Below are 18,596 nucleotides of genomic sequence, written 5' to 3' on the forward strand. Positions count from 1 at the left end.
GTTATTCATAGCTGGTCGCGCACACGCACGATACGCGTCGTGTGCGTCAGTGAATCGCGATAGATGAGCGTCGTGCGGTCCACTTCCGCGCGCTCGTGCTGCACGCGACCGTGAATCAGAAAATAGCTCGTGTTCACGTCGAGCTGGCTCGGGTCGAGGGCCGCGATCTGCACGCCCGCGCCTTGCAACGCCAGTTGTACGTCACCGATGTTATGAAAGAACACCGTCGCGCGACGCGCAACGAAGGCCTGCGCGCTCGACAGGTTCATCCCCGGGACAATAGCAGCGATGACTTCGGCGGGAGCGGTGTTCATGTTGACGGCCGAAGTCGTCGGCAGGACGGTCACGAAAGGGCGCAGGCGCGCGACCATTTCGGACGTGAAGCCCGGAACATCGAGCAGCGAGTCGACGCTCGTCATCTGGAGCGGCGCGACGGGGGAGTTGTCGTCACTGTCGTCGAGACCCGGTTTGTCGGTGAAATTGCCGCCGCCGATTGCACCGCCTTGCAACGTCGTGGTCGTACTGGTGGTGGTCTGCGTCTGGAAGCGCGTCGCGGATTGCGCGAGGCTCGCGCGCAGTTGGACTGCGGTGTTTTTTGCCAGCTGGCCATTGACACCCAGGAGCGCGAGGAGGCGCTGGAACGCTTCGATCTGTTGGATATTCAGCTGGAGCGCGCCGGGCGCCGGACTCGATACGAGATTGCGCAGGTTGAATTTGGCCTGGGCGTCTTCGATCGATCCCGACAGCCAGGTTTCCGCACCCTGCTCGGCGCCGCCTTCACCGATCTGGCCCAGAAAGTCGGACAGGCGTGTTTTTGCGATTGGCACGCCCCAGATGCCACCGAGGTAAGTGACCCCGGCGGAGGTGTCGCCCTCAGAACGGAGGATCAGGCGCGTCCAGTCTAGCGCGCCCCTTGCTACCCATTGGGCCTGAGAGAGGAGGCGCTGGTTCTCGATTCTTCTGATTTGCACCTGCTGGCGCCAGAGCATGCCCGAGACCAGGATTGCGGAGAGTGCTACTACTAGCAGGGCGGTGATGATGGCTGCGCCGGCGGTTTTGGTTCTTTTCTGGAATTGATGTTTTGGTGCCTTTCCTTGTTTTGCTTCTGGTTTATTAGCGTTGCCCCTGTGCGGGGCGGCACCTACTTTTCTTTGTCTTGCCAAAGAAAAGTAGGCAAAAGAAAGGCGCCGAAAGCTCGTCCTTTCTCGATGGGTCGCTGACCGGGAATGGCAACCCATGAAGTGTCGCCCTCGCAAGGGATTCGACATTGGTCCGACGCCAGACCGTCCCTCGCACAGTACTTCCCGTGACAAGGCCGTCATCCATCCCACTCCGCACTGCGTGCGTCGTGGAAGGGTCCGCGTGGCAGCGGAGAAGGGCGCGCTGTGTGTGTGCGCAACGCAAAACAACCCGGGCGAAACGGCGCGACGGTAAAGCTCGCCGAAACGGCTCGCAAGATCGCCAGGAATGTTCGCCAGGCCCGCGAGACGAAGCAACGTGAGAGAAATTCCGGAGAGGCGCCACCCACCAAAACGGCGAGCGTGATCGTCACAATTTTTCATGTGAGACGCGCCGCGAAGCGAAACACTGCACGACACGCAAGATGGCGGCCAGGGAACGTTACGCCGGTCGGCGACGCGCGCAGCGCGGAGTCGGATGGATGATGGCCTTGTCACAGGAAGTACTGTGCGAGGGACGGTCTGGCGTCGGACCAATGTCGTTTCCTTGCGAGGGCGACACTTCATGGGTTGCCATTCCCGGGTGGTCAAGCGCGCGGGAAGAGACGCGTCTTCGGCGCCTTTCTTTTGCCTACTTTTCTTTGGCAAGGACAAAGAAAAGTAGGTGCCGCCCCGCACAGGGGCAACACTAATAAACCAGAAGCAAAACAAGGAAAGGCACCAAACAAAAAACCCACGAAAGACAGCAAACAACAAAACAGAACCAAAGCACCGCGCAAGCGAAGAACCCAACTTCATCATCATTCTCCGACAAGAAACACGCGCGTCACAGGCCGCGCCAACCCCTTGCCTCCGATGCTCACTTCAAGCCCGGTAACAGATCGCTGCAAAGGCGCATTCCCCAACTGCGGCACCTTGAGATTATTGTCGTTCTGCGTGATGGCGGATTGCACATCATTCATCTGCGAGGTCCAGCCGACCTTCGGCACATAAGCCCGCGCCGAGATCGCACCCACACCGCCCATCAACGGCACCACGCTCCAGTCCGCATTTTCGCCACCGCGCAAGGCACGCCGCAACTCACCCACATTCCCCAACGGCGGCGACGCAGACCGGATCACACGTCCATCGGCGATCCGATACCGCACAACCTGCAGCCGCGGTGCCGTGCCCGGCATATCCAGCGCACGCACGATCTGCAGCACGCTGCCGCCAATCGATACTGCCGCCTCGCCCGCTTCATCGTCCGAGGTCGCCTGCCGCGCATCGATCCGCATCTGGTCGAACAGTTGCGCAAAGACGCGTTCGTCTTCCATCGCGCTGGTAATCATCTGCCGGCCACGCACAATCTGGTCCAGCCCTCGCCACGACAGCACAGCAATCACCGCCAGGATCGCAATTGCAACCAGCAATTCGATCAGCGTGAACCCCCGCACGCGGCGAGGCAGACCTCCGCGGCGAGCCGCACCGCACTTACAGCGACCGGCTGGTTTCATTCGCGATCACCGTAACCATCTGGGCGAGATTGCCGGAACGCCCTGGCGTCGTCACCGATACTTCGACGCGCCTAAACACCGGGTTCGGCGTCGCGCTCACGCGCTCCGTGCAGATCAGTTGCATGTTGCCCTGCGAGCAGTCGAAACTCTGTGAGCCGACCTCCGGCCACGCGTGTGCAAGCCGCAACTGCGCGAGTGTGTTGTCGGCGCTCCAGCCGGCCAGCATCCGCCGATGCAGATCGGCCTCGCTCGTCGCAAGACTGCCTACCGCACGCAGCGACGCCGCCAGCGCCACCGCGATGATCGCAAGCGCGACAAGCACTTCGATCATCGTAAAGCCGCGCGACGCCGCGGCGCGAGCCGAACCGGACGTGCGGCGGCGCATCTCAACGCACCTCATAGCGGCCATTACCCGTGCCGACGATCGTCGCGCTCCCCGCGGACGAAAACAGCGTCACCTGCACGGGCGCGTCGATGCTTTCCGTACCGAATACGACGCGATCCGCACGCTGCTCCGAACCGGGATAGCTGATCGCCACCCCCGTTACGCCACCTTCCCAGTGGCGCGGTCCCAGCAGATCGTCACGCAGCGGACGCCAGCCGTCATCGCTGCGCAGATCGAAACGGAAACCCCCTTCGAGCGGCAGCCAGGCGATGGGCCGCGCGCGCACCTGCGCTTCATCGCCGGCGGATTCGAACAGCAGCGCGAGACGTTGCGCTTCTTCGTTCAGATCCGTGCGCGGATTGCGCGTCAGCGACAGCGATGCCAGCGACACCAGCAGGCCGGCAATCACCAGCACCACCAGCATTTCCAGCAGCGTAAAACCGGCCGTACGCTTACGGCTGCGCGGCATCGGAGGCATCGCCTTCATTAAAGTCAGCCGGCTACTGCCACGAACCCACGTCCGCGTCGTTGCCCTCGCCGCCAGGCTTGCCGTCGGCGCCATAGCTGAATACGTCGATCTCGCTGTGAACGCCCGGGTTCAGGTATTGATACGCATTGCCCCACGGATCGTTAGGCAGGCGTTCGAGATAGCCGCCCTCCTTCCAGTTGTTCGGCACCGGATCCGTCGACGGCTTTTCGACCAGCGCGCGCAATCCCTGCTCCTGAGTCGGGTAACGGCCATTGTCGAGGCGATAGAGCTTCAACGCCTGCATCACCGTGCCGATGTCCTGCTTCGCGGCAACACGTCGCGCCTCGTCCGGGCGGCTCATGATCTTCGGCACGATCAGCGCGGCGAGAATGCCGAGAATCGCGATCACCACCATGATTTCGATCAACGTGAACCCGCGTTGACGGCGGGCGCCCGGTCCGGCGATTTCAGTGCGGCGTGTGGTCCACATCTGCATAGCTTGCTACCTCGTTCCAGAAAAAGTATCGATGCAACGGGCGACGCCCGGTGCAGTGAATATGCTGCGTGCCACCTGCCGGGTCTACGCCCGGCGGCTCATTTTAATGTCATGGAGTTGAAGGGTTTCAACTCAACGCAAATTTCACATTAATACGTACAATGAAGCGCATGAACGCACTCCAAGTCCGCCTGTTGTCGCTCGCGCTTTTCGCTGTCTTCTGCGCGACGCTCACCTACTGGATCGTCACGCTCACCGCGCATCGGCCTGGCCCCGCGGCTGCGGCTGCGCGCGCCCCGGTTTCGGTCGAGCAGGCGGAGACGCTGTTCGGTGGCCAGCTTACGCGCAGTGCCAATCAGGACGTGCATCTCTTCGGCATCCTCTCACTCAGGGAAGGCGCCGCAGCCATCATCAGCACCGGCGGCGAACCGCCGCGCGCCATCACGCTTGGCAGCACGATCATGCAGGGCGCGAAACTCTACGAAGTCCGGCCGCGCTCGATCATCATCGATCGCAATGGCGCACATTCCGAAGTGTTCCTCCCTGCCAACGCGCCCGGTCCCACGATCTACGTACGCTGAATTTTTCACGCGGCGTGACTGCCGCCGCGCAAGCCCTTCCGTTTCGCTCTTATTGCACCAGGTTATTCAGCTCGATGATTGGCATCATCACCGCCAGCACGATCACGAGCACCACGCCACCCATCGCAAGAATCAGCAACGGCTCGAGCAGACTCGTCAGAAACATCGTGCGCCGCTCAAGCTCGCGCGCTTCGCCTTCGGCGGCGCGGTCGAGCATCGTCGTCACATCGCCGGTTGCTTCGCCCGAGCGGATCAGGTGAACCAGCACCGGCGGAAACGTCTTCGTATTGCCCAATGCGCGCGATAACGACGTGCCTTCACGTACCCGCACGATCGCGTCATCGATGTTGCCGCGCATTGCCTTGTTGCTGAGCGTCTCGCTGGCGGCCTGCAGCGCGCGCAGGATCGGCACGCCAGCCGCCGTCAGAATACCGAGCGTGCTCGCGAAGCGCACCGTGTTATAGCCGCGCACGAGCTTGCCGAGCAGCGGGGCGGTCAGCAGCCACCGGTCGAATGCAAGGCGCGGCCCGGCTTGCGCGAGAATCGAGCGCACCACATACGCCACCACGACGAGCGCAATCAACACGGCCCACCACCAGTTCCGCACGAAACCGGACAGCGCCATCATCATCACGGTGAGAATCGGCAGTTGCTGCTTCGTGCTCGCGAAGACGTTCACGACCTGCGGCACGACATAGCTCAACAGAAACGTGACGATGCCGAACGCGATGATCGTCACGACCGTCGGGTACGTGAAGGCGAGCACGATCTTCTGCTTCAGCGCATTGCGCTGTTCGATGTAGTCGGCAAGGCGCGACAGCACGAGACCGAGCTTGCCGGTATGCTCGCCCGCCGATACCAGCGCGCGATAGATCTCGGGAAAATCGCGCGGATGCTGCGCCAGCGCGTTCGCGAGCGAATGGCCGCCGAGCACTTCGGCACGGATCGCCGCCATCAGTTCGCGAATGTAGTCGCGCTCGGACTGCTCGGTGAGCACGGAAAGCGCTTCGCCGAGCGGCAACCCGGCGATCAGGAGGCTCGCCAGCTGGCGCGTGAGAATCGCCTGTTCGCGCTGCGACAGGCGCCGCCCGAGCGCCAGACGCTGATTGCGTTGCCCGCGCGTGCGCGTCGCTGCCGGTTCGACGACGAGCGGCGTCAGACCCTGCGTGCGCAACTGTGTGCGGGCACCGCGCGCGCTGTCCGCATCGAGGACGCCTTTTTGCGCCTTGCCGGCTGCATCGATCGCTTCGAAGCGGAAGGCTGGCATGCGCTTACACTCCGCCCGTGACGCGGATCACTTCTTCCAGCGACGTCATGCCCGATGCGAGCCAGCGGTCGCCGTCCTCGCGCAGTGTCCGCATACCCTGCGCGCGGCCCGCTGCGAGAATCTCCGCATCGGCGGCGTTACGGTGGATCAGCGAGCGGATATGCTCGTCGATCAGCAGCAGTTCATACACGCCGCGCCGTCCCGCATAGCCGGAATGCCCGCATTTTTCGCAGCCGACGGGATGCCAGCGGGCGTGTCCTTTGTGCTCGCCGGTTTCGTCGTCGCCATCTTCGACACGCTCTTCCCTGCACACCGGACACAGCCTGCGCACGAGCCGCTGCGCCAGCACGCCGAGCAGCGACGACGCCAGCAGATACGGCTCGACGCCCATATCGGTCAGACGCGTGACGGCCGACGCGGCGTCGTTCGTGTGTAGCGTCGCCAGCACGAGGTGGCCCGTCAGCGAGGCCTGCACGGCAATCTGCGCGGTTTCCAGATCGCGGATTTCACCGATCATGATGACGTCCGGATCCTGACGCAGAATCGAGCGCAGCGCCCGCGCAAAGGTCATGCCGATCCGTTCGTTGACCTGCGTCTGGCCAATGCCGGAGAGGTCGTATTCGATCGGATCCTCGACCGTCATGATGTTGGTCGTCGCGGTTTCGAGCCGCGACATCGATGCATATAACGTGGTCGTCTTGCCCGAACCGGTCGGGCCGGTGACGAGCACGATGCCGTGCGGCCGGCTGATCAGCCTGTCGAATTTCGCGAGCGTGTCGATGGCCATGCCGAGCGCCTCGAGATTCAGGCGGGTCGCATCCTTTTCCAGCAGACGCAGCACCGCGCGTTCGCCATGTCCGGTCGGCAGCGTGGAGACGCGCACGTCCACCGGCCGGCCGCCGACGCGCAGCGTGATCCGGCCATCCTGCGGCAGACGTTTTTCAGCGATATCGAGCTGCGCCATGATCTTGATCCGCGAGATCAGCGCGCCGTGCAGCGCCTTTTTCGGCCGCACGACATCGCGCAGCGTGCCGTCGACGCGAAACCGTACCACCGACGCATTTTCGAACGGCTCGATATGGATATCCGAGGCCTGCTCGCGCGCCGCCTGGGTCAGCAGCGCGTTGATCATGCGGATGATCGGCGCGTCGTCTTCCGATTCGAGCAGATCCTCGACTTCGGGAATCTCCTGCATCAAACGCGACAGATCGACTTCACCTTCAACTTCACCGACCACCTGCGCCGCGCTGCCATCCTGACGTGCGTAGGCCTGATTGATCGCCTGGGCGAGCTCGTCGGCGGGAATCCGCATCACCGACAGCGCGCCAAAATTGCGTGCGACTTCAGCCAGCGCAGCGTCGGTCGTCCGTTCGCTGATCCAGACTTCGAGACCGTCCGCGTGCTGATGCGCGACGAGAATCTGCCCGCTCTTCGCGAAGCCATACGGTACGAGCCGGGCGGCGAGCGGCGAGGGCGCCTCGCGTACACCCCTCTCCGGATGGACCGGATCGTTGGGAGTGGCCTGCGCGCCCGCCTGCGTCACGGATGGGCTCCTGGCGATGCGGTGCTTCCGGCCGCGCCGCTCGCCGGAACGGCGGGCTGCGCCAACGCCTGCTGGCGCCGCATCTGGTTCAGATCGAACAGGTTCATCTCGGGCGAGCCACCCTGGCTCGGGCCGACCGGCATCGGCGGCACCACCGGATCGTCCTTGTCCTTGATCAGGTTGTTGTCCGACCTGTACGCGCCCTGCACGCCCTGGATGTAATCGTAGCGGTTCGCCGTCACGGCCTGCGCGATATTGCGGTCGGTAATGATCACGGGGCGCAGGAATACCAGCAGGTTGGTCTTGGTGCGGCTCTTCGCTTCCGAGCGGAACAGCTGGCCGATCCACGGGATGTCGCCCAGCAGCGGAACCTTGCTGTTGCTCACCTGGTAGTTATCCTGCATCAGGCCACCGAGCACGATGATCTCGCCGTTATCGGCGAGCACCGTCGACTGGATCGAACGCTTGGTGAATTCCGGGCCCGCCGGGTTGGTCGCAGCGTTGTTCGTGCCGTTCACGATTGCCGAGTCCTCGGTGTAAAGCTGCAGCTTGAGAATCCCGCCGTCGGTGATTTGCGGTTTGACGTGCAGCGTCAGACCGACGTCGATGCGGTCGAAGGTATTGAACGCCGCGCTTGTGGCGCCGCTCGTCAGGTTCGAATACGAACCGGTCTGGATCGGCACGTTCGTGCCGACCACGATCTTGGCTTCCTCATTGTCGAGCGTGATGAGGTTAGGTGTCGACAGTATGTTCGCGTCGTTGGACTGGGCGAGTGCCTGCACCAGGGCGCCGAGCCCCTGTACGCCGAACAGGTTGTGTATCCAGCCGATATTGAGCCCCTGCGACAGGCCCGCCAGCGCCGCGGGGGTGCCACCGGTTCCTGCCGCCGCCGCAGTCAGATTGACGATGCTGTTGCCGACGCCGCCTGCTGTCAGGTTGGTACCGGCAAAGAGGTCGCCGTTCTGGACCTGCCACTGGATCCCGAGATTGGCACTTGTCGTCGCACTCAGCTCGACGATCAGCGCTTCGATATAGACCTGTGCGCGCCGGGCGTCGAGCTGGTCGATCACCGCCCGCAGGTTCCGGTACACCGGGTCCGACGCCGTGATGATCAGTGAGTTGGTGGCCGCGTCCGCCTGGATCATCCCGCCTGGCGGGTTGTCCTCGCTCTTCTTGTCGCCGAGAAGACCCGCGTTGCCGAGACCCCCGCCGCTCGAGCCAGATGCGCCACCACCGCCCATCGACGAGGACGACGATGAGCTGCTGAGCCCCGAAGGCAGCGGCGGCGTGCCCGCAGTTCCCGTCGAGTAATTGCTCCCCCCCGTCGAGCCGCCGCTCTGGTTGAATGAATTCGCGTCGTTCGAACTGGCCGACGAACCGGTACCGGTGTCGCCACCTTTACCCAGCATCCCGCGCAAGGTCTTGGCAAGCGAGACCGCATCCGCATTGCGCAGCGGCACGACGTGCATGTTGCCGGGCTGCGCGGTCGGTGCGTCGAGCTTCTGCGCAAGCGTCTTCGCCGCTGCAAGCCGTGCGGCATTCGAAGCGCGCAGCAGGAGCGAATTGGTGCGTGCGTCGGCGGTGACGGATACCTTGAGGGTCGTGTCCGCGCTGCCGATGGCGCCCGGATCCAGCATTCTGGAAAGCTGCGTGGCGATATCCAGTGCGTTCGCGTTCTTCAGCGGCACAACTTCGACCTGCTGCCCGGCAGCCGTATCCACGCCCGCAATGATCTGCGCGATGCGCCGTACATTATCGGCGTAGTCCGTCACGACCAATGTGTTGTTCGCGGGATACGCAGCAATCGTATTGTTCGGCGAGATCAGCGGACGCAGCACCGGCAGCAGATTGTTCGCCGATTCATTTCTCAGCTGGAAAACCTGCGTGACGACCTGATCGCCGCGTGCCGCCGGCTCATTGCCAACGTAGGTCGGCACGCCTTGCAGTTTCGCGTCCGCTTCGGGTACGACCTTCAGTACGCCGTGGTCCTGGACCAGTGCGAAGCCCTGCATCCGCAAAGCGGATTGCAAGGTCTTGAGCGCCTGGTCCTCAGGGACCGCGTTCTCGGACACGAGATTCAGTTGCCCCTTCACCCGAGGGTCGACGATGATCGTTTTGCCAGTTGCCGCACCGATCGCTCTCGCGACCTGATCGATGTCGGCGTTGACGAAGTTGAGGGTCACCTGTGCGTGAGCAAGCTGCGAGGTGATCAACCCGGCAATCAGCAGCGCCGTCGCGACGCGACGCAGAGCCATACGGTTTCTTCTCATGGAGTGTTATGTCGATGCCGACGGCAGTCGCCGCCGACGGTCATGCGCAGTGGACATCCTGGCCGGGCGCAACCCCTTCGCCCTGACGTGTCCCGGGGATCGCGGATGCAGGCCGCCCGATGTCCGAAAAATTTGAACAGTAGCAGCTTTTCATGTCGGAATTGTCACAAAAGGGCTCGGCTCCGTGAGTTCTTTCTGGAATTCGACGCATCCGTCATATTACTGAAAGCATCGCACGCAAGCCACCGCAAACGACACCCCAGGCAAAACGCGGATCCCTGTTCAGCATTTTTATGTCGGTTAGCCAACTTTGACGCTTGACGTGCTGCCAGTATCATACGGACGGTTCGAAGCAATAGCTCAATGCAGCGGACACGGGTTTTCCCGATATCGGGCGTCGTCTTGCAAGCTGGTTGCAGGGTCGCCTCTTCACTTTTTTACTTAGTGATCTTGACCGATGAGACAGGCCGTCGTCACTGTTGTCGTGGGATTGTGCGCGTGGTTCGCCGCCGCGTCCGCACGCGCCGACTGTTTCGACGAGGCCGCCGGCTATCAGAAGGTCAATCCGCTGATCCTGCGCGCAATTGCATGGCAGGAGTCGCACAACCGGCCCGACGCGCTCCACAAGAACGCCAATGGTTCGACGGACTACGGCCTGATGCAGATCAATTCGATCCATCTTGCCACGCTGTCCCAGTACGGCATTTCTACCGGAACGCTGATGGAGCCATGTAAGAATGTCTACATCGCGGCCTGGCATCTGCGTCAGAAGATGAACAAGTACGGTAACACCTGGCAGGCAGTCGGTGCATATCATTCAGAGACACCGTTACTGCGCGACCACTACTCGAAGCAGATCGCAGGCATCCTGGAAAAGTGGAACCTGCTGCGGACCACCCGCTGATCCAATCTCCTCAGGCATAAGCCCACGCTCCAGCAGATGCGGGCAGGCGGCGCCGTCGCGTTTGATGCACAATGCGGCTTCGTGCTGCCATCGGCCTGCATCCTGTTTGCGCCAGGCATGCCCCTTTCTTCCCATGTTTTCCGTACTGCGATGAACCAGCCGCCACTGCCCGTCACCGTGCTCTCCGGTTTTGTGGGCGCGGGCAAGACCACGCTCCTCAAGCACATCCTTGCGAACCGCGCAGGCCTGCGCGTCGCGGCGATCGTCAAGGATCTCGCCGCGGTCAATATCGACGCGACGCTGGTACGCGACGCCGCCACCCGGTCGCAAGCCGGGGAGCAGCGGATCGAGATGTCCAACGGCTGCATCTGCTGCACCCTGCGCGACGACCTGCTGACCGACATCCGCCGTCTGGCCGGCGAGCAGCGTTTCGACGCGATCCTCGTCGAATCGAACGGTGTCGCCGAACCGATGTCGGTCGCCGAATCCTTCACCTTTGCCGACGGCGACGGCATGCCGCTCTCCGATGTCGCGCGGCTCGACACGATGGTGACTGTGATCGACGCGTCCAGCTTTCTGCGCGACTACGCTCGCGCCGATGCGCTCACGGAGCTTGGTATCGCCGCGAGCGAAGAGGACGATCGCACGCTCGTCGAACTGCTGGTCGAACAGGTGGAGTTCTGCGATGTGCTCGTCGTGAACAAGGCGGATCTGGTCAGCGCCGACGATCTCACGCGTTTGCAGCGCATCCTCGCGCGCATCAATCCACGCGCGGTGCAGGTAGTGAGCCGCTTTGGCGACGTGCCGCTTACCGAGGTACTCAATACGAAGCGATTCGATTTCGATGAGGCTTCGGGTTCACCGGGCTGGCTCGTTGCGCTGAATGAACATCCAGGGCACGAAAACCACATTGAAGCCGATGAATTCGGCATTGGGAATTTCATCTATCGCGCCCGCAGGCCGTTTCATCCGGAACGTCTGTGGACGTTGCTGCATCAGGAATGGAAGGGCGTGCTGCGCAGCAAGGGTTTCTTCTGGCTTGCGACGCGCAACGACGTTGGCGGCTCGCTTTCGCAGGCGGGCGGTGCATGCCGGCATGGTCCGGCGGGCATGTGGTGGGCTGCGCAGGATCGCAGCGAGTGGCCAGACGGCGACGACGAACTGATGGCTGAAATTGCCGCCGACTGGTATGGCGACCTCGACGATTTCACGATCGGCGACCGTCGCCAGGAACTGGTGATGATCGGCATCGACATCGATCCCGCCACGTGGCGCGCAAAGCTGGATGCGTGTCTGTTGACCGACGATGAACATGCTTTGGGCGTTGACGCATGGCAGCAATTTGCCGATCCGTTCCCGGCATGGGACTTCGATCCGGAAGACGACCACGATGCCGGCGAGGATGAAACTGGCCATCACCACCACCATGATCACGGTCATGGACATCACCGTCACTAAACCGGCGCACGCCGGCCAGTTGAATAAACCTCGCGGTAGACACGGCTAAAAAACTTGCCGCAGGCATGCATCGATCAAACGATCGCGCCTTGCCGGCCGAGTTGCCTTAGCGCGCAATCACGCAAACGCCTGGGTAAACAGCGCCGCTAACGCCAGCGCAAACCCAGGCTCAAACAAAAACGCGGACGAAAAAAAACCCGCCTGTGGCGGGCGTCAACAACAAAGCACAAGGTGCTTAGCGCTTGTTGACTGCGTCCTTGAACGCCTTGCCAGCCGTGAACTTGACAGTCTTCGCGGCCGGGATCTTGATGGTTTCACCGGTCTTCGGGTTACGGCCCGTACGTGCCGCACGCTTGCCCGAACCGAAGCTGCCAAAGCCGATCAACTGGACTGCGTCACCCTTCGATACGGCCTTCTTGATTACTTCAAGCAGCGTGTCCAGCGTTTCGCCGGTTTGAGCTTTGCTGGCGCCCGTCTGACCTGCGACGGCGTCGATCAGTTCCTGTTTGTTCATTAAGGTTCCTTTCTGGTTTAGGTTGACACGAACAGCGCGAACGCGCCGATTATACGTGCGCGTGCCGCGCCGTCGAGCAGCGACGGTGCCGGAACGCTCCGGACAAACGCGCCGCGCAGCATACTACGCGACGGCCGTGCTGCCGCTTCCCTGTGCGGCGCTTGCTATGATAGCGCAGCGCAAACCCAATCAGGACAAGGGTTTCGAAGAATTACTCGGTTCTTTGCCTTATCCAGTAAGGTTTCGGCGGATTTGGGGTTTGAGGCCACCGAAGCAGGTGCGCCAACTGCCCTGAAAGGCCCGCCAGCGTTGGTTTTTGCCAACGCTTCCGTCCTCACGTATTGCCGTGTAACCCTTGTAACAGGGGCTTTCTGCACTGGCGAACCTGGCTTCGAACGCTCATTTTTACCCTCATGACCGAGCCGCTGACTCCTGCCAATCTTGCTTTTCGCGACAACGGCACCCCCTTCTCGCCGCACTACGACGACATCTATCACAGCGCGGTAGGCGGCCTCGCGCAGGCCGAACACGTGTTTCTCCGCGGCAACGACCTGCCTGAACGATGGCAGGGCAGACGGGTTTTCACGGTGATGGAAACCGGCTTCGGCATGGGCATCAACTTTCTGATGACCTGGGCAGCGTGGCGAGCCGATCCCGCTCGTTGCGAACGTCTGCATTTCGTGTCGACCGAAAAACACCCCTTTTTGCAGGCGGATCTGCGTCGTGCATACGAAGCGACCGTTGCGGATGCATCGATCGCCACGCTTGCGCAGACGCTCGCCGATGCGTGGCCAACACTTGTGCCCGGCACGCACCGGCTCGAATTCGAAGGTGGGCGCATCACGCTGACGCTCGTCTTTGGCGATGCAACAGAAACGTTGCCGTCGCTCTGGTTACGCGCCGACGCGTTCTATCTCGATGGCTTTGCTCCCGCAAAAAATCCTGAATTGTGGACACCGACCATCTTCAAACAGCTCGCCCGGATCGCGGGCGATGGCGCCACCTTCGCCACTTATACAAGTGCCGGCGACGTAAAACGCGCGCTCCAGGCCACCGGCTTCGAGTATAAAAAAGTCGATGGCTTCGGCTGGAAACGCGCGATGCTGGTCGGCCACTTTGCGCCCCGCTGGCGGGTACGGCGACATGAACCGCCGTTGCCGCTCGCCGTCGGCGAACGTCATGCGATCGTGATCGGCACCGGCCTCGCCGGCTGTGCAGTGATCGAACGACTCGCTGCACGCGGCTGGCGAGTGACCGCACTGGAGCGTCACAACGCGCTAGCGCGCGACGCGTCGGGTAATCCGGCAGGCGTGTTTCATCCGATGCTTTCGCGAGACGACAGCGTCGCGTCACGCATCACGCGAGCCGGCTTTCTCTACGCGTTGCAGCGCTGGAGTACGCTCGAACGCGCAGGTCGACCACTGACACGCGGTCCAGAGGGCCTGCTTCAGCTAGCCGCCAGCGACGCAGAATCGCGAGCGATGGCCGAGGCACTCGCGTCGTTTGCCTATCCGCCGGACTACGTTGTGCCGATGTCGCGCGAAGAGGCGCGACGTATCGCCCACATCGACGTGGCAAACGGTGGCTGGTTTTTTCCGCGCGGCGGCTGGCTCGATCCCGCGACGCTTTGCGCGGCACAATGCGCCGCTGCGGGCGGGCAACTTGAACGACGCTTCGGTGTGCAGGTGTCGCGCATCGAACGATCCGGCGAAGACTGGGATGTATTCGACGACGCTAACCAGCTCGTCGCTCGCGCGCCCGTTGTCATCGTTGCGAACGCGCACGACGCCGCGCGCGTCGCGGGTCTCAACTATGCGTCGACGCGTAGCGTACGCGGCCAGTTGACGGTTTTGCCCGCGGGCATCGTGTCAGGTTTGCACATTCCGGTGATCGGGGAGGGTTACGCGGTACCGCTAGCCAATGGCATCACGCTTACCGGCGCGACCTACGATATCGACGATCCCGACCCTTCGCTGCGCACACCCGGTCACGCCGAAAATCTTGCGCGTATCGCGCAGATGCTGCCGACGCTCAACGGTGCGATCGACCCGCAGCAAATCGCCATGCTGGGCGGACGCGTTGCGTTTCGCTGCGTCGCGAGCGACCGTCTGCCGATGATCGGCACGCTCGCTGACGAAAAAGCGGCCGCGCTTGAAGCCGACCGTCTGCGCGGCGCCTGGCCACTCGATCTCCCGCGCGCCAACGGTATGCACGGAGCGTTCGCCTACGGTTCACGCGGTCTTGTATGGGCCGCACTGGGGGCGGAACTCATCGCCTCGCAAATCGAAGGGGAGCCGTGGCCCATCGAACGGGATCTCTGCGAAGCGATCGACCCTGCGCGCTTTCTTCTTAGGGCATTACGTCAAGGCAGCGTCCGCTGACCAGGAAAAGTTATCCACGCGAGGCTGTGGATAACACCAGGGAAAGCAGGCGCAACTCATGTGGAATCGATGTGGACGTAAACGGGGTAACTCGCGCGCCCCTGGTCGGGTCCAAAAAGTTGTTCTCAGCAGCACGCGCCGGCCACACACGCTGTGCATCCGGTTATGCGTTCTGCAAACGACTGATTCCTCTTGGTAAACCGATGTTATCCACAGAAACGCAGTGCCCTTGTTAACTATTACTACGTATACATACAGGTAAACATGTAAACCAAAGGCTAGCCCGCCCTCCATCGGCAAGAAGGACGGGCTGCAAACCGCCGTTTCGCGAAAACGAAATGCAGCCAGCCTGCGTACATCGATGCGACTACGTCTGTCTGTTCACTGCCGCACAGTTCTCTACCAACGGTCGTTTTTTCCTGCTCCAGCGAAGATGACGTAAGTTTTTACCGCTTTGCGCGCACGTTGCAGCGTTTTCGGTCGAGTACGAAAAAGCTATGGCACAATCGCCGTTCCTCACGCGCATGCCTTGCTTGACCAGCGTGCGCAACAACGGAACGGTTACCCGTCGACAACAATCTGATTCACAGGTCGACGGCGTTCATACAGACGTGTCTGGCAAGCTTTAACGCCGCGCGCAGACTCGCCGCTCGCAGTCCTGTGGTTCCTGCGCGTTCGTTCAGTTTTCACCCGATCGTTCAACTCGCAACGCTGGTTGGCGCAACGTGCTTATCCCGTCGCCGGCGTTTCCGCCGGTTCGCGCTGCCTGGCGTTGCTGCAAAAGGAGAAGCCACCACGATGAAGTCGGCGTTTTCATTTTTTCCAGCCTGGCCACTCGCGCCCGACGCAATTTTCTGGGCCGGTCTCGCGCTGCTCGCGGCCGGTCTGTGCGGCGAACTCTGCTATCGCGCATGGCGTCTGCCGCGTATTTCCGGTTACGCGGTGATTGGCCTGATCGCCGGTTCAGCAGGTTTCGGTGTGATCGACGCAGATGCCGCAAAGGCGGCCCGCCCGTTGCTCGATGTCGCACTCGGTCTGCTGCTTTTCGAACTCGGCAGCCGGCTCGATCTGCGCTGGATTCGCCGCAATCCCTGGTTGATCCTGTCGAGCATTGCTGAAGCAACGCTGACATTTATCCTTGTCCTGGCCGTTCTGCTGTTTCTGCACGTGTCGACCATGGTGGCGATGGTGCTCGCGGCCATCGCGATGGCCACTTCACCCGCGATGGTGATTCAGCTCAAGACGGAGCTGCGCGCCGAGGGCCAGGTGACCCAACGTCTGATGACATTGACCGCACTCAACAGCATGTACGCCGTGGTGATTGAAAAGCTCGCATCAGGCTGGCTGCATCAGGAGATTTACGGCAATGTGCTCGCCACGATCCTGCAACCGCTTTATCTGCTGATCGGTTCGCTGGTGCTTGCGTACGCACTTGCGCGCGCCTGCAATTTTTTCTATCGACGGATGAACATGCAGGACGAGCATTCGTTCGTCGCGCTGTTCGGTCTCGTACTGCTGGCTATTGCGATCGCCCATCTGTTCAAACTGTCGACGATCCTGAGCCTGCTTGCCGCTGGCATCATCGTGAAAAATCTCGAAGCGCGTCCGCAGTTGTGGCCGCAGCATTTCGGCACCGCCGGCTGGCTGCTCACGGTGATTCTGTTCGTGCTGACGCTGACGACGTTCGAATGGCGACACATTGCGCTCGGCGGCGTGGCTGCGCTCGGGCTGATCTTGGCGCGCCTTGTCGGCAAACTGGTCGGCGTGCTGGCGTTCGCGAAACCGAGCGGACTGAACTGGAAGCAGGGCATGGCGCTTGGGTTGTCGCTTTCGCCCATGTCCGCGCTCGCGTATCTGCTCGTCGACGACACCTACGATCTTTATCCGAATTTCGATCCGCTGCTGCGCGCCGTCGTGATGTGCTCGATCGTCGTGCTGCAGCTTGTGGGGCCATGGCTTGTCTACCGCAGTCTCGCGCTGGTCGGCGAGCGGCGCGAAGAATAGGCGGTCGCACTTTTTCACCACCCGGCATTGAATACGGCCGAACGGATCCACGCGACCGGTCGGGCGAGCCAGTTACCAGGGGACGCCATGTCACTCGAACCCTTTGTCGATTCGAAACCGTTCACCTTCGGTATCGAACTCGAAATGCAGATCGTCAACACTCACGACTATGATCTGACCAAAGCCGCTTCCGATCTGCTGCGGCTCATCAAGGACGAAAAGATTCCCGGCAACATCACGCCGGAAATCACCGAAAGCATGATCGAGCTGTCGACGGGCATCTGTACGTCGCACGAACAGGCATTGACCGATCTGCGCACGATCCGCGACACGCTCGTCGCCGCGGCCGACCGGCTGAACGTCGGACTGTGCGGCGGCGGAACACACCCATTCCAGCAATGGAGCGAGCGGCAAATCGTCGATACGCCGCGCTTTCAGTACCTGTCCGAGTTGTACGGCTATCTCGCGAAGCAGTTCACGGTGTTCGGCCAGCACGTGCATATCGGCTGTCCGGATCCCAACAGCGCGCTGTTTTTGCTGCATTCGATGTCGCGTTTCATTCCGCACTTCATCGCGCTGTCTGCTTCCTCGCCGTTCGTGCAGGGCGTGGACACCGGTTTTCATTCCGCACGCCTGAATTCGGTGTTCGCCTTTCCGCTGTCGGGCCGCGCCCCGTTCGTGCTGACGTGGGACAGCTTCGAAGAATACTTTTCGAAGATGGTCCACACGGGCGTGGTGAACAGCATGAAGGATTTTTACTGGGATATCCGGCCGAAACCCGGCTTCGGCACCATCGAAGTGCGCGTGATGGATACGCCGATGTCAGTTGATCGCGCCGCGGCGATCGCCTGCTACATCCAGACGCTGGCACGCCATCTGTTGCTTGACAAACCCCTCACGCCGAAAGAAGACGATTACCTCGTCTACACCTTCAACCGTTTCGAGGCGTGCCGGTTTGGCCTCGCAGGCACCTGCATCGATCCGCAGACCGGCGAGCGCCGGACGATTTCCGAAGACATCATTGCGACGCTGGAGCGGATTGCGCCGCACGCCGATGTGCTGGGCTCCGGTAAGGCATTGCAAGAGATCGGCACGATCGCGCGCGGACAGGTCAACGATGCGACCTGGTTGCGCGGCGTATTTGCCGAAGAAAAGTCGCTTCACGAGGCCGTGCGGCAACAATGTCTGCAATGGCGGGCGTAACTTCCGACCTCGGGCCGTCACGTTCTTCGAAGAAACCCGCCATTTGCGGGTTTTTTTTCGTTTCTTCATTCCCAGCAACAGATCCCTAAGGTTTTTCTAATGTTTACGTATACATATGTAGTAATAGTTAACAAGCATCGGCTTCCCCTGTGGACAACTGAAGTTTTTCCAGCAAAGTCAATGCTCTGCGTAAACTACAACTACGCGGATCGTGAGTGCATCGGGCGCCGGAAGTCCGGATAACTTCCGCTGCCCTGGATGCCTGGACTGACGTTATCAAGAATCCGCACACACGCTGTCCCAGCAGATATTCAGAGGTTATCCACAACTCTCACTGGATAACTTAGCTGTACGATTGGCCGCTCTCGCATAGAATGTCGGTTTTAGCGCTGTAGCTTGGTTGATCGTCACAGCGTTAAATGGAGAGCATCGCTGCACAACATGTCG

Annotated in this window: 15 protein-coding genes; 6 read left to right on the plus strand and 9 right to left on the minus strand. The window is 61.6% G+C overall.

Going from position 1 to position 18,596, the window contains the following annotated elements; translation table 11 throughout:
- Nucleotides 1–5: 5 nt before the first annotated feature.
- From gspK to gspG, 5 genes are all read right to left on the minus strand, one after another.
- Nucleotides 6–1,322 (minus strand): type II secretion system minor pseudopilin GspK, encoded by a 1,317-nt coding sequence (gene gspK, locus P3T23_RS05310; protein ID WP_429315355.1) that lies wholly within the window; start codon nucleotides 1,320–1,322, stop codon nucleotides 6–8.
- Between the two features lie 656 nt (nucleotides 1,323–1,978).
- The gene (locus P3T23_RS05315; RefSeq protein WP_429315134.1) at nucleotides 1,979–2,674 is read right to left on the minus strand and encodes a PulJ/GspJ family protein; all 696 of its coding nucleotides are present in this window, start codon (nucleotides 2,672–2,674) and stop codon (nucleotides 1,979–1,981) included.
- Nucleotides 2,652–3,059 (minus strand): type II secretion system minor pseudopilin GspI, encoded by a 408-nt coding sequence (gspI, locus tag P3T23_RS05320; RefSeq protein WP_429315135.1) that lies wholly within the window; start codon nucleotides 3,057–3,059, stop codon nucleotides 2,652–2,654. Before gspI ends, P3T23_RS05315 begins: the two co-directional genes overlap by 23 nt.
- A 1-nt stretch (nucleotide 3,060) precedes the next feature.
- A complete protein-coding gene (locus tag P3T23_RS05325) occupies nucleotides 3,061–3,546 on the minus strand; it encodes a GspH/FimT family pseudopilin (RefSeq protein ID WP_429315136.1) in 486 nt (161 codons plus the stop codon).
- A 13-nt stretch (nucleotides 3,547–3,559) separates the two neighbouring features.
- Nucleotides 3,560–4,024: a type II secretion system major pseudopilin GspG gene (gene gspG, locus P3T23_RS05330; RefSeq protein WP_429315137.1), complete on the minus strand. Its 465-nt coding sequence runs from the start codon at nucleotides 4,022–4,024 to the stop codon at nucleotides 3,560–3,562.
- Between the two features lie 170 nt (nucleotides 4,025–4,194).
- Between gspG and P3T23_RS05335 the strand changes: the two genes are divergently transcribed.
- Entirely contained in the window at nucleotides 4,195–4,605 is a 411-nt protein-coding gene (locus P3T23_RS05335) for a type II secretion system protein N (protein ID WP_429315138.1), read from the plus strand.
- Nucleotides 4,606–4,654: 49 nt separating this feature from the next.
- Here P3T23_RS05335 and gspF read toward each other — a convergent pair whose 3' ends face one another.
- Genes gspF through gspD form a run of 3 tightly spaced genes read right to left on the minus strand, consistent with a single transcriptional unit; the run spans nucleotide 4,655 to nucleotide 9,685 of the window.
- A complete protein-coding gene (gene gspF / locus P3T23_RS05340; RefSeq protein WP_429315139.1) occupies nucleotides 4,655–5,872 on the minus strand; it encodes a type II secretion system inner membrane protein GspF in 1,218 nt (405 codons plus the stop codon).
- Between the two features lie 4 nt (nucleotides 5,873–5,876).
- The gene (gene gspE, locus P3T23_RS05345) at nucleotides 5,877–7,415 is read right to left on the minus strand and encodes a type II secretion system ATPase GspE (RefSeq protein WP_429315140.1); all 1,539 of its coding nucleotides are present in this window, start codon (nucleotides 7,413–7,415) and stop codon (nucleotides 5,877–5,879) included.
- Nucleotides 7,412–9,685, minus strand: a complete 2,274-nt coding sequence (gspD, locus tag P3T23_RS05350) for a type II secretion system secretin GspD (RefSeq protein WP_429315141.1) — start codon at nucleotides 9,683–9,685, stop codon at nucleotides 7,412–7,414. Before gspD ends, gspE begins: the two co-directional genes overlap by 4 nt.
- A gap of 457 nt (nucleotides 9,686–10,142) precedes the next feature.
- Between gspD and P3T23_RS05355 the strand changes: the two genes are divergently transcribed.
- Complete coding sequence (locus P3T23_RS05355) at nucleotides 10,143–10,589, plus strand: lytic transglycosylase domain-containing protein (protein ID WP_429315142.1); 447 nt, start codon at nucleotides 10,143–10,145, stop codon at nucleotides 10,587–10,589.
- Between the two features lie 150 nt (nucleotides 10,590–10,739).
- Complete coding sequence (locus P3T23_RS05360) at nucleotides 10,740–12,047, plus strand: GTP-binding protein (RefSeq protein ID WP_429315356.1); 1,308 nt, start codon at nucleotides 10,740–10,742, stop codon at nucleotides 12,045–12,047.
- A 235-nt stretch (nucleotides 12,048–12,282) separates the two neighbouring features.
- Here the strand turns inward: P3T23_RS05360 and P3T23_RS05365 are convergent, their stop codons facing one another.
- A complete protein-coding gene (locus P3T23_RS05365; protein WP_074262967.1) occupies nucleotides 12,283–12,561 on the minus strand; it encodes an HU family DNA-binding protein in 279 nt (92 codons plus the stop codon).
- Nucleotides 12,562–12,974: 413 nt separating this feature from the next.
- Here P3T23_RS05365 and mnmC point away from each other — a divergent pair, with 413 nt between their 5' ends.
- The 3 genes from mnmC (at nucleotide 12,975) to P3T23_RS05380 (ending at nucleotide 18,149) form a co-directional block, all read left to right on the plus strand.
- Nucleotides 12,975–14,942 carry a bifunctional tRNA (5-methylaminomethyl-2-thiouridine)(34)-methyltransferase MnmD/FAD-dependent 5-carboxymethylaminomethyl-2-thiouridine(34) oxidoreductase MnmC gene (gene mnmC / locus P3T23_RS05370; protein ID WP_429315143.1) on the plus strand — a complete coding sequence of 656 codons (1,968 nt, stop codon included), beginning with the start codon at nucleotides 12,975–12,977 and terminating at the stop codon, nucleotides 14,940–14,942.
- A gap of 798 nt (nucleotides 14,943–15,740) precedes the next feature.
- A complete protein-coding gene (locus tag P3T23_RS05375; RefSeq protein WP_429315144.1) occupies nucleotides 15,741–16,946 on the plus strand; it encodes a cation:proton antiporter in 1,206 nt (401 codons plus the stop codon).
- Nucleotides 16,947–17,033: 87 nt separating this feature from the next.
- Nucleotides 17,034–18,149 (plus strand): YbdK family carboxylate-amine ligase, encoded by a 1,116-nt coding sequence (locus tag P3T23_RS05380; RefSeq protein WP_429315145.1) that lies wholly within the window; start codon nucleotides 17,034–17,036, stop codon nucleotides 18,147–18,149.
- Nucleotides 18,150–18,596: the final 447 nt, after the last annotated feature.

This window comes from Paraburkholderia sp. GAS448, assembly GCF_050435685.1.
Taxonomy (GTDB): domain Bacteria; phylum Pseudomonadota; class Gammaproteobacteria; order Burkholderiales; family Burkholderiaceae; genus Paraburkholderia.